Below are 12,511 nucleotides of genomic sequence, written 5' to 3' on the forward strand. Positions count from 1 at the left end.
TTTTTCAATTTCGATTTCAACTTCAATTTCAACATCTAATTCCTATATTTGCAGTCCAAAAATTGAAAAAGAAATGGATTACAAAAACAATATATTAGAAACCATCGGGAATACACCATTGGTGAAAATAAATAAACTGGTAGCAGATATTCCGGCATTGGTTTTAGCAAAATACGAAACCTTTAATCCCGGTAATTCCGTAAAAGATAGGATGGCTATAAAAATGATAGAAGCTGCCGAAGAGCAAGGGCTTATTCTACCTGGCGGGACTATCGTGGAAGGAACTTCAGGAAACACCGGAATGGGCTTAGCCTTGGCCGCCATTATAAAAGGATACAAAATGGTTTGTACCTTAGCCGATAAGCAAAGTAAAGAGAAAATAGATATTCTACGCGCGGTAGGATGCGAGGTGATTGTTTGCCCTACAAATGTAGGACCGGAACATCCTGACTCTTATTATTCAACCGCCAAAAGAATTGCTGCCGAACGTCCTAACTCTTGGTACGTTAATCAATACGATAATTTGGCCAATACCCAAGCGCATTACGAAAGTACAGGACCAGAGATTTGGGAGCAGACCGATGGGAAAGTCACTCATTTTGTAGTAGGAGTAGGAACTGGTGGGACCATTTCCGGAGTTGGAAAATACCTAAAAGAACAAAATCCAAATGTGAAAATTTGGGGAGTGGATACCTATGGTTCGGTTTTTAAAAAATATCATGAAACAGGAGAGTTCGATGAAAATGAAATCTACCCCTATGTAACCGAAGGTATCGGAGAAGACATTTTGCCAAAAAATGTGAATTTTGATATCATCGATGGTTTCACCAAAGTAACCGATAAAGATGCAGCGGTTTATACTAGAAGGTTAGCGCAAGAAGAAGGTATGTTTTTAGGGAATTCTGCCGGTGCGGCAATCAAAGGATTACTTCAGCTAAAAGATGAATTTAAAGAAGACGATGTCGTCGTGGTTCTTTTTCACGATCACGGAAGCCGTTACATTGGTAAAATTTACAACGACGAGTGGATGAAAGAACAGGGATTTATGGAGTAGTGTCCTGCTTGAAAACTCTATAGAGATTTTAAACCTCAAGCGGTTAATAATAATTTCTGACTAGCATATTTACCCGAATCAACTTACAAATCAGTTGGTTCGGGTAATTTTTTAATAAAAATAATTCGAAAATATTTAGAGAAATAAAATATTGGATTACTTTTATACCCCAAACAGATATGGCTTTCGAGCTGTTTAAATAAACAATTCATAACTAAATAAAATGAAAAAAACAATCTACTCCTTGGCATTTCTTTGCCTATCCTTATCAACATTAAGTTGTAGTAGCGATGATTCTGTTTCAGATGAATTTGACAATGTTAATGGTAATGTTGAGGTTAAATTAATTAAATCTATAGCTGTTACTTCCGCTCAAGACCCGCAAGAAAATAAAAATATAAATTTGACGTATACTTCAGACGGTCTTTTGAATACCATTACAGATGGTGTTGAAAATAGTATTTTTGTTTATGATAATGATGATAACCTTTCTAATATTACCGGCGGAGGTGATAATTTAACGATTGAAGAGTTATATGAATCTCCTTATGATGCATTTGAAACGGGCGAAGTTCTTGTGTATGATGATAATGGAAACCCGCAAACCATTGAGTTTTACGAGGAAGAATATGACTATGACGTTGAGGATTATGTAATGAAAACATATACAGCAGAAGTTACTTATGATGATGCGCACAATCCATACTTTTATACTTTAAAAGCAGGAGGAATTATAGACGTATTGGATGATGTACAGTTAAATTTTAGTATGAATCCGCAAGCTCCAGAAATCGTACAAGCACGTTTACTTTTCCCTATGAATAATCCTTCTCAGCTTGTTTATAAAAATGAAGCAGGCGAAATTATCTATACCATTAACGCTAACTATGTTTATGATAATGAGAACTATCCAACTTCGGTCACAGTAACCGCTGTTGCTGTTCAAGATTCAGAGCAAAGTACTTATACTGCAGTTTATGAGTATGTAGAATAAACTTTTTAAGATTCACTTTTTTTGAATTGCTCAGTGAATTTTTGAACTGAGTTTTAATAAAAATAAAAAAGGCTTCTCATAATAAATTGAGAAGTCTTTTTTATTTTTAAGATTTCCTATCGAAAAATGAAAATCTTGAAAATAATGTTTTCCCTACTCATAGTTTTTTTGATTGAACTGCAATGATAGACAGAGAAGTTTAGTGCTTAATCCTGAAAATGTTAAATTTGTAAATGAAGAGGTTCAATATGATTACCTTATTAAAAGTATGTAGAAATCAATGAGAAAAAATAGGGAACCGATATAGAGTTAAATGCTTTTATAACAAAAAAATAAACTAATAAAAACCCATAATTGCAAATTTAATAATTGTAGCATTGGTTCTTAGAAGGATATGCTATATGACAATAATAAAAATTTGATCGGTTCATCTGTAACAAATGATTCTATAATGGGCTTAGATACTTTAAAAATATCGCAAAATAAATTTTATAATTCAAAAGATAATTTAATTCAAATAAAAAGAAATAACGATGATAAATACTTTAATGAGTATTTTGATTATAACGATCTCATAGAGATTTAATTGAGAAGATTTTAAAAAGTAATAAAAGTCGAATTAGAAAAAACAAATTGTTTAGTATTCATAACTGTTTAATAAAATATAATTATAATCAACATGGACATTTAGTAGAAGAAACGACATTTAATCATGTGGATAAAGAATATAGAACTATCTGTTATCAGATTGAAAAGAAAAACTGATTGGAATTTATTTTTAATATGAATGTCTATAAAGAAATAAGAAAAATTTAGCGAGAATTTTCTTTAAGCATACAAGATTTTTAAAATCAATAAAAAGTAATAACTTTGTATTTACAAAATAAAGGTAATGGAAGCTTCAATTATTAAAATAGGAAACTCAAAAGGATTGAGATTAAGTAAAACAATCCTTGAAAAATATCATATTAAAGATAAAGTAGAGCTAATTTTAGAGAAAGGACAAATTATTTTACGCCCAATACATTCTCCTAGGAAAAACTGGGAAGATAAATTTAAAAAAATGGCAGAAAATAATGATGATGAATTGCTTGTGAATGATGTGTTTGGAGATGAAAATTTTGATGAATGGAATTAAGTCAATATTTAATTGTTCTTGTAAATCTTAATCCTACTGTTGGAAGTGAAATAAAGAAGACCCGGCCTTGTGTGATTATCTCGCCTAACGAGATGAATAAATATTTAAGAACTGTAGTTGTCGCGCCAATGACAACAAATCTTAAAAAGTATCCAACTCGTGTTTCCATTAAAGCAAACGATAAAAAAGGAATGATAGCAATTGATCAAATTCGAACGATTGATAAACAACAAATTGTAAAAATATTCAATTCCCTTACTGAAAGCGAGATTAGGAAATGTAAAGCAGTACTAAAGGAAACATTTGTTGATTAAAAGAAGTAATCAATTAACATTCAACTCCCTTAATCTTTAATCTCAAAATCTTCTTCAACAAATCCTGAAAAAATAATTAGAAAATCCTTACCTTAGAATATAAGTTTTAAGAAATGAGGTATTTATCAGCGTTATATTTATTCTTATTTATATTTAGTTCTTGTGGTTCCACTTCAGAAATGTCGGATCACGAAGTAGCTAATATTTCTCCAAATTCAAATACCATTTCTTACCTGGCATTGGGTGATTCTTATACCATCGGAGAAAGCGTTGCTGAGAGTGAACGTTGGCCGGTACAATTAGCAGATAAGTTCCGCAACGATGGTTTTAGCATAGAAAACCCAAAAATTATAGCTAGAACAGGTTGGCGCACAGATGAGCTATTAGAAGCGATGAATGAAGAATTGGGAACTAAAAAATACGATTTAGTTTCGGTGCTAATAGGGGTTAACAATCAATATCAAAATAGGGATATTGAGCAGTTTCAACAAGAATTTAAAGTGATTTTACAAAAAGCAATAGCGCAATGTAAAACAGGAAAAAAAGGTGTTTTTGTTGTGAGTATTCCCGACTATGGCGTAACCCCTTTTGCTCAACATAGTAATACCAAAGAAATTTCAAACGAAATTGCAATATATAATGAGGTTTGTAAAAACATTAGTGCTAATGTTGGTGTAAAATACGTTTACATTACCGATATTTCTAAGGAAGCCGAATTTAATTCTGGATTGATAGCCGGTGATGGATTACATCCAAGTGGTGAAATGTACCGCAGATGGGTAGAGAAAATTTATTCTGAAGTAAGAGAGTTATTAAACAAGTAAATGAAGGAAGATTTTTTACATTACCTGTGGAAATTTAAAAAGTTTAATTTTCTAAAAGCAGAGACAACTGCTGGAGAAAATATAAAAATTTTAAATTCAGGACTTCATAATGTTCAAAATCCCGGCCCTGATTTTTTTAATGCAAAAATTGAAATTGGCAATCAACTTTGGGCTGGTAATGTAGAAATTCATTTAAAATCGAGTGATTGGTATGCACATCATCACGAACGGGATGCTCATTATGACAATGTGATTCTACATGTTGTTTGGGAAGACGATGTGGCTGTTTTCAGAAAAGATAAAACCCAAATCCCGACCCTTCAGTTGAAGGACTGGACTTTACCAGAAATGCTGTCCAATTATAAAAATTTATTAGAAGCTCCCCAAAAATGGATCAATTGTGAAAGCGATTTTCATCAATTTACAGATTTTCAACTCAAGAATTGGTTGGAGCGTTTGTATGTGGAACGCTTAGAACAAAAGTCTATACTCATTAAAAAACTTTTAAAAGAAACTGAAAATAATTGGGAAGCAGTACTTTTTCAGTTACTCGCTAAAAATTTCGGTTTAAATAAAAATGGAAAAGCTTTCTTAGCGATGGCAAAATCAATTCCATTTTCAGTAGTTAGAAAAATAGAAGAGGTAGAAATTCTGGAAGCTTTGTACTTTGGTCAGGCCAATTTATTATCGCAAGAAACAGATGATTCTTATTTTATTCAGCTTCAAAAAGAATATGAGTATTTAAAACATAAATTTCAGTTGCAAGCCAATCAGCAAGAGGTTCAGTTTTTTAGGTTACGACCTCCTAATTTCCCAACAATTCGCTTATCGCAATTGGCACAGTTGTATATTCATCAGAAAAATTTATTCAGCAAAATAAAAGCTATACAAACGTTGGAAGAAATCTATCAACTTTTTGAAATAGAAACTTCTTCCTATTGGAAAAACCATTATTCCTTTGGAAAAGAAAGTAAAGTCACCACCAAAAAGCTAAGCAAGAAATTTATAGATTTATTAATTATCAATTCTATTGTTCCTATTAAATTCGCTTACCAAAAATCTCAAGGGAAAGTAGAAGTAGAAAATCTGTTTCATATTTTAGAATCGATTGAAGCAGAAAGCAATTCAAGCATTAAAAAATTCAATCAACTCAGGGATAAAACCGCTAGTAATGCCTTAGAATCACAAGCACTTTTACAGTTAAAATCAAATTATTGTGATTTAAATAAATGCCTGCAATGCGAATTAGGCTTAAGTTTGTTGCAAAGAAAGGCTTCGTGACCTAAATTTGTAGAGATGATAAATTTTATTTCAAATATCCGCTATTATTTTGAGCGTAACGGTTTTTACGTAAGTTCCCGCGTGGCAGATAGATTGGGGATGCGTGTTAAAAGTGTACGATTGTTTTTTATCTATGTTTCCTTTGCTACTTTCGGTATCGGTTTTGCCATTTACCTTACCTTGGCTTTTTGGTTAAAACTGAAAGATTTAATTTATACTAAACGTACGTCTGTCTTTGATTTATAGAGATCCTTTAAAGAAAATTTCCCTTAAAAAATACTTAGGTTCTAGGGTTACCGTTGCGCTAATCTTGTTGGGAGGAGTGTTTTTAGTTGGTATTTTGGGGTATAAATTATTTTCGGGATATACGTGGACCGATGCTATTTACATGACTGTTATTACCATTACCACCATTGGTTTTGGAGAAGTACAGCAATTAAGTCCGCAAGAAAAATTACTTACTTCAGTTTACATCATTTGTAGTATCTTTTTCGTGGGGTATGCAATTTCGGTGATTACAGAATATATGTTAAGTAAAAACAATATAGGAAATTTAAGAGCAAAAAAAGTGAAATCTAAAATAGATGCATTAAAAGACCACATTATTGTTTGTGGCTACGGAAGAAATGGTAATCAAGCTGTAAGTAAACTATTGGCCTACAATAAGAATTTTGTGGTGATAGATCACGATGAGAAAGTATTAGAGCCATTATATGATTCAGGGATGCTTTATATTAATGGAAATGCCACCGAAGATGAAGTGTTGAAAGAAGCAGGAATTGAACGCGCTTCTACCTTAATGTGTACTTTACCCGGTGATGCCGATAATGTTTTTATCGTACTTTCTGCGAAACAACTTAATGAAAAACTAAAAATTATAAGTAGGGCGACAAAAGAAAGTACTACCTACAAATTAAAACTGGCCGGAGCCGATAACGTAATTATGCCCGATAAAATTGGAGGGGATCACATGGCGAGTTTAGTGGTGACTCCAGATTTAGTTGAATTTTTAGGGCATCTTTCTGTTTCCCGTCAAGAGGGAAGTATTAATATTGAAGAAATGGATTTTGATCATATCTGTACCGATGGTCAAGAACATGCCATAAAAGAATTAGACCTTCGTAAAAAAACGGGATGTACTGTGATTGGTTATCGTGCTCCAGATGGAAATTACAGTGTAAACCCAGATCCGGATATGATAATAAGAAAAAACTCGAAGCTTATTTTTATTGGTAAACCCGAACAAATTGAAAAGCTAAAACAAACCTATAAAGATTAAAAGAAGTTGCTTTTCTTTAACATTTACTTTACATTTTAACTCCTAAGCTTTTGAAATAGAGATTTTTTTTATGATATTGGGGGCTTTATAAATTTTAAATATTTTAATTCCATTAACAAAACGACGATATTTTATGAGAAAGTATTTGCTTTCAGCATTATTTGTATGTTTATCAATAGGTTTAATAAATGCACAATCCGACAGCAATGAGGATTTTGATGTAAAAGCCGAAGTAACAAATCCATCCACTTTAATTAATGATGGTGCCATCGAGTTAAAGGTTCTCGGCGGGACTCCTCCATATACTTATAAATGGACCAACCAAGGTACTTCTCTAAAATCTAATAAAGCTACAGGTTTAGTAGAAGGGATTCCTTACGATGTGATAATTACCGATGCAAAAGGAAGTTCTGTTACTAAATCTTATCGTATTAAAGCAGAGTCGATTACCGAGCATTTTAATGGATTTTTTCAGCCGATAGTAGATAGTATGTCGGCTATTTTATTTTGGGACCCATTTGCAGCCCTTGGGATTTACGATCCTGTTGTTTACTCAGATGTAAAACTAGTTGCTGCTCCAAGTTGGACAGCACAAACAAAACAAGTCTACAAGCTTGAAAAGTGGTTAAAACCAGAAGGAGCAAAAGTAAAGAAAGGTGAGAAGATTGCCATCGTGCAACACGGAAAGCAAGAAGAAACAATTACTGCCTCAGCTAACGGAAAATTAAAATACTTAGTAAAAGAAGGAAACGATATTTTCGACCCAAATAGTACTGAAGATTTAATAGAGCAAGGAGCTCATTATTTAGCTGAAATTAAATATGACGATCCTATACCATTAACCCATCCCAATGGAGATCTTCAAAAAAACAGTATTCCATTTATTGTAATTTGGTTGGTATTAGGAGCTATATTTTTTACCATAAGAATGAAGTTTATCAACATTCGAGGCTTCAAACATTCATTGGATTTAGCAAAAGGAAAATATGACGATCCTAACGCACCGGGTAATATTACACACTTTCAAGCTTTAGCTACCGCAGTTTCAGCCACCGTAGGTTTAGGGAATATTGCCGGAGTGGCAGTAGCTGTCTCTTTAGGTGGAGCAGGAGCTACGTTCTGGATGATTATTGCCGGTTTATTAGGGATGTCTTCCAAATTTGTAGAATGTACACTTGGTGTAAAATATAGAAATATCACCGAAGACGGTCGTATTTTTGGAGGACCAATGAACTATTTACGTTATGGTTTAGAAAAACGTAACTTAAAAGGCTTAGGTAAATTTTTAGCAGGATTCTTTGCTATTTTAGGTATCGGTGCTTCTTTTGGAGGGGGTAACATGTTCCAGGCCAATCAGTCTTTTGAAATTCTTTCAGGACAATTTCCTGCGCTAGATGGTAACGGATTCTGGTTTGGTATTGTCGTAGCTGTTTTAGTAGGGGTTGTTATCATTGGGGGTATTAATAGTATCGCTAAAGTAACCGGTAAAATTGTTCCATTTATGGCAGTAGTTTATGTCTTGGGTGCATTAACGGTTATTGTTGTAAATATAAATAACATAGGTCCGGCATTTAATGCAATTATTGATGGAGCTTTTTCACCAAGTGCTTTAAAAGGTGGTGTTTTAGGAGTATTAATAGTTGGTTTCCAAAGAGCTGCATTTTCTAACGAAGCAGGTGTAGGTTCTGCAGCGATCGCGCATAGTGCCGCAAAAACAAACCATCCACCATCAGAAGGTTTTGTAGCATTATTGGAGCCTTTCATTGATACCGTAGTCGTTTGTACACTTACCGCATTGGTATTGGTTTTTACAGGAATGCACGAAGTAGAAGGTATTGGTGGTGTTGAGTTAACTTCAGATGCATTTGCAAGTGTGATTTCTTGGTTCCCGTACGTGTTGGCAGCAGCAGTATTCTTATTTGCTTTTTCTACAATGATTTCTTGGTCTTACTACGGAATGAGAGCGTGGACATATTTATTTGGAAGAAGTAAAAAATCTGAAATGATTTACAAGTTCTTATTCCTGATATTTGTAGTAGTGGGAGCTTCTATTAGTTTAGGTGCTGTGTTGGTATTCTCAGATATGATGATTCTTGCCATGTCGTTCCCGAATATTATAGGACTTTACATTATGTCTGGTGAAGTAAGGGAAGATTTAAAGGAATACTTCAAAAAAGTAAAATCAGGTGACTTGTATATAAAAGGAAAAACCGCATAAATTTGATTATATGAAATTGCAAAAATCCCATTTTGTGTTTACTCCAAAACAACAAAATGGGATTTTTTTATTGGTGATTTTGATACTTTTGGCAATGCTGGGAATGTATTACGTACACCATTTTCCAGAGGAAGAAGAATTTTCAGAAGCGCAAAAGCAAGAATTAATTCGAGTGGAAAAATTTTTGGATTCCGTAAAATTAGAAAAACAAAAACCGAAGAAGGATACCATTTATCCTTTCAATCCTAATTACATCAACGATTTTAAAGGTTACCGATTAGGGATGAATTTAGAAGAAATTAAACGCTTAAAAGATTTTCGTGCAGATGGAAAATGGGTGAATTCCATAAAAGAGTTTCAAGAAGTCACAAAAGTTTCCGATTCATTACTAAATAAAATTTCACCATCATTCAAGTTTCCGGAATGGGTTCAAAAGAGAAATTCAGTTAAAAAGAAAAAGAGGACCTCTATAGCTACTTATACCTCTTCTACAAAAAAGAAAGATTTAAATACGGCTACCAAAGAAGATTTAGAAGAAATTTACGGAATAGGAGACAAGTTGAGTCAACGAATTATTAACTACCGATTAAAAATAGGAGGTTTTGTAGATAACATTCAGTTGAAAGATATTTATGGATTGCCTGATGAAACTGAGCAGAACATCCTCAATGAGTTTTCTGTAATCAACCCTAAACCGGTAAAAAAGATCTCCATTAACGAAGCTTCCGTTATTGAGCTTTCTGAAATGATCTATTTTGATTATGAACTCGCGCGGGAAATTGTAGAATATCGAAAACTTCACGAGAAAATCAGTTCTTTTGAAGAATTGGCAAAAATAGAATCCTTTCCTGCTTATAAAATAGACAGAATTAAATTATATCTTACATTAAATTAGAAATTCGTAAAATTTAGGTTGTTTTTTACGTAATTTTACTTTTTATTTGAGGTGATTTTACCAAATTTTAATTGATAAAAACTAATGAACAATACATACTTTACAGAAGAACATAATTTATTCAGAAAAAGCCTTAGTGATTTTTTACAAAAAGAGGTAGTTCCGCATATTGATAAGTGGGAAAAAACCGGAACCATCGAACGTTTTATCTGGGAGAAATTTGGGGAAATGGGGTTCTTTGGAATCAATTATCCTGAAAAATATGGCGGTTTAGACTTAGATATTTTCTATACGGTTATTTTTTTGGAAGAACTTCAGAAAATTAATTCCGGTGGTTTTGCAGCAGCAATGTGGGCACACGCTTATTTAGCGATGACGCATTTAAATAAAGAAGGCAGTCACGAGATAAAAGAAAAATACTTAGCACCAAGTATTACAGGAGAAAAAATAGGTTGTCTTTGTATCACTGAACCTTTTGGAGGGTCTGACGTTGCCGGAATGAAATCTACCGCAGTAAAAAACGGAGATCATTATATTTTAAATGGTTCAAAAACCTTTATCACCAACGGAGTGTATTCAGATTACTTAGTGATTGCCGCTAAAACCAGTCCGGAGGAAGGAAATAAAGGAATGAGTATATTCGTGATTGATCGCGATACACCGGGAATTGCTTCTACCAAACTAGATAAATTAGGATGGAGAGCTTCAGATACGGGGGAAATTTCATTTACAGATGTAAAGATTCCTGTTGAAAATTTAATGGGAGAAGAGGGGAAAGGTTTTCCTTATATTATGCAGCATTTTGCTTTAGAACGTTTAATAATGGGGATTAACGCTCATGCAAGGGCAGAAAGTGCTATTGAATATACATTACAATACATGAGCGATCGTACCGCTTTTGGTAGATCTATCGATAAATTTCAAGCATTGCGCCATCGCATTGCAGATATTGCCAGTGAAGCAGAAATGTGTAAACAATTTAATTATTTAACTGCACAGCGATTAGGTAATGGAGAGTATGTGGTTAAGGAAGCTACGATGTCTAAATTACTTTCCACCAAAATGGCCGATAACGCGATTAACGAATGTTTACAGTTTTTAGGCGGTTATGGTTATATGGAAGATTACCCATTGGCAAGAATGCTACGTGATAGCAGATTAGGGCCAATTGGTGGTGGAACCAGTGAGATTTTAAGAGAGATCTTGGCAAAGATGATTATAGATAAAAAAGAGTACAAGCCGGCTACATAATTATTTGATTGAAAATATTTTAAATATTTTGAAAATTAAAAATAAGTATTAATTTTGCCGCTCGAAATTTTAAGTGAAAGGAGGTGATATCAACGTGTTAGTAATACCAGTAAAAGACGGAGAGAACATAGAAAGAGCGTTAAAGCGTTTTAAAAGAAAGTTTGACAGAACTAAAACTATGCGTGAGCTGCGTTCTCGTCAAAACTTCATCAAGCCATCTGTAAAAAATAGAAGTAAAATTCAGAAAGCGCAATACATTCAGCATTTAAGAGATCAAGAAGAAATGATCTAATTTTAAATTCTGAATAAATCATACCACTGCTGATAAGTAAAGTTTAGTAACTTTGTTTATCAGCAGTTTTTTTATGGCTTCCATTCAACAGTTTCTAGACTATCTTTTATATGAGAAAAAATACTCCTCTCATACTGTGTTAGCTTATCAAAAAGACTTGGAAACCTTTGCGGTTTTTATTCAAAATCAATTTGAAGAAGAGGAATTAAGGGAAGTGAACTATTCTATGATTCGTTCTTGGATTATTAGTCTGGTAGATAATGGAATTTCCAATAGAAGCATCAATAGGAAAATTTCTTCCTTAAAGACATTTTATAAATTCTTATTGAAAATAAAAGAGATTGAAACTTCTCCGTTGGTTAAGCACAAATCTTTAAAGGTCGATAAAAAGGTGCAGGTTCCTTTTTCTTCTAAAGAAGTTTCAGAAGTGATTGAAAGTTTTCAGCCTGAAGGTTTTTCAGAATTTCGAGATCAGCTCATTATCGAATTATTGTATTCCACAGGAATGCGTAGAGCAGAACTAATTAATTTAAAATTGGATAGTGTAGATGTTTCTGGTAAACAATTAAAAGTTTTAGGGAAGCGAAATAAAGAACGAATAATTCCTTTATTACCTACGGTTTTAAAAACTTTTCAAAATTACTTGTTAGAAAGAAGTGAGTTAGCAATAATTAATGATGAAAAATATTTATTGGTAACTGAAAAGGGAAATAAACTTTACGATGCACTTGTTTATCGGGTAGTAAATAATTATTTTAGTAGAGTGTCCACGAAGGTGAAAAAAAGTCCACATATTATTCGTCACACATTTGCCACCCATCTTCTTAACGAAGGTGCAGACTTAAATTCTGTAAAAGAACTTTTGGGGCATTCAAGTTTGGCTTCCACACAGGTTTACACGCATAATAGTATACGTGAGCTAAGCAAGGTATACCTGAATGCCCACCCGAGGAATAAAAATAAATAGAAGT

At 33.2% G+C, this 12,511-nt stretch carries 13 protein-coding genes; all 13 read left to right on the forward strand.

All coding sequences use genetic code 11. From position 1 onward, the window contains the following. Positions 1 to 73: 73 nt before the first annotated feature. Entirely contained in the window at positions 74 to 1,054 is a 981-nt protein-coding gene (locus FVB9532_RS12370; RefSeq protein ID WP_150545490.1) for a PLP-dependent cysteine synthase family protein, read from the forward strand. Between the two features lie 223 nt (positions 1,055 to 1,277). Next, the gene (locus FVB9532_RS12375) at positions 1,278 to 2,048 is read left to right on the forward strand and encodes a hypothetical protein (protein WP_150545491.1); all 771 of its coding nucleotides are present in this window, start codon (positions 1,278 to 1,280) and stop codon (positions 2,046 to 2,048) included. 892 nt (positions 2,049 to 2,940) lie between these two features. Further along, positions 2,941 to 3,186 (forward strand): AbrB/MazE/SpoVT family DNA-binding domain-containing protein, encoded by a 246-nt coding sequence (locus tag FVB9532_RS12380; protein ID WP_150545492.1) that lies wholly within the window; start codon positions 2,941 to 2,943, stop codon positions 3,184 to 3,186. Beyond that, on the forward strand, positions 3,177 to 3,500 hold the full coding sequence (locus FVB9532_RS12385) for a type II toxin-antitoxin system PemK/MazF family toxin (RefSeq protein ID WP_150545493.1): 324 nt from the start codon (positions 3,177 to 3,179) through the stop codon (positions 3,498 to 3,500). The genes FVB9532_RS12380 and FVB9532_RS12385 overlap by 10 nt, the downstream gene beginning before the upstream one ends. Before the next feature lie 113 nt (positions 3,501 to 3,613). Beyond that, positions 3,614 to 4,324, forward strand: coding sequence for an SGNH/GDSL hydrolase family protein (locus FVB9532_RS12390; protein ID WP_150545494.1), 711 nt, complete (start codon positions 3,614 to 3,616; stop codon positions 4,322 to 4,324). Then, complete coding sequence (locus FVB9532_RS12395) at positions 4,325 to 5,605, forward strand: DUF2851 family protein (protein ID WP_150545495.1); 1,281 nt, start codon at positions 4,325 to 4,327, stop codon at positions 5,603 to 5,605. Positions 5,606 to 5,620: 15 nt separating this feature from the next. Further along, complete coding sequence (locus FVB9532_RS12400; RefSeq protein ID WP_150545496.1) at positions 5,621 to 5,851, forward strand: PspC domain-containing protein; 231 nt, start codon at positions 5,621 to 5,623, stop codon at positions 5,849 to 5,851. Continuing rightward, positions 5,841 to 6,884 (forward strand): potassium channel family protein, encoded by a 1,044-nt coding sequence (locus FVB9532_RS12405; protein ID WP_228482336.1) that lies wholly within the window; start codon positions 5,841 to 5,843, stop codon positions 6,882 to 6,884. The genes FVB9532_RS12400 and FVB9532_RS12405 overlap by 11 nt, the downstream gene beginning before the upstream one ends. 133 nt (positions 6,885 to 7,017) lie before the next feature. Further along, positions 7,018 to 9,102, forward strand: coding sequence for an amino acid carrier protein (locus FVB9532_RS12410; protein ID WP_150545497.1), 2,085 nt, complete (start codon positions 7,018 to 7,020; stop codon positions 9,100 to 9,102). A gap of 10 nt (positions 9,103 to 9,112) precedes the next feature. Next, positions 9,113 to 9,997 carry a ComEA family DNA-binding protein gene (locus FVB9532_RS12415; RefSeq protein ID WP_150545498.1) on the forward strand — a complete coding sequence of 295 codons (885 nt, stop codon included), beginning with the start codon at positions 9,113 to 9,115 and terminating at the stop codon, positions 9,995 to 9,997. A gap of 84 nt (positions 9,998 to 10,081) precedes the next feature. After that, complete coding sequence (locus FVB9532_RS12420; RefSeq protein ID WP_150545499.1) at positions 10,082 to 11,248, forward strand: acyl-CoA dehydrogenase family protein; 1,167 nt, start codon at positions 10,082 to 10,084, stop codon at positions 11,246 to 11,248. A gap of 94 nt (positions 11,249 to 11,342) precedes the next feature. After that, on the forward strand, positions 11,343 to 11,540 hold the full coding sequence (gene rpsU / locus FVB9532_RS12425; RefSeq protein WP_150545500.1) for a 30S ribosomal protein S21: 198 nt from the start codon (positions 11,343 to 11,345) through the stop codon (positions 11,538 to 11,540). A gap of 73 nt (positions 11,541 to 11,613) precedes the next feature. After that, positions 11,614 to 12,507, forward strand: coding sequence for a tyrosine-type recombinase/integrase (locus FVB9532_RS12430; RefSeq protein WP_150545501.1), 894 nt, complete (start codon positions 11,614 to 11,616; stop codon positions 12,505 to 12,507). Positions 12,508 to 12,511: the final 4 nt, after the last annotated feature.

This window comes from Mesonia oceanica (genome assembly GCF_902499555.1).
In the GTDB taxonomy this organism is placed as follows: Bacteria; Bacteroidota; Bacteroidia; order Flavobacteriales; family Flavobacteriaceae; genus Mesonia; species Mesonia oceanica.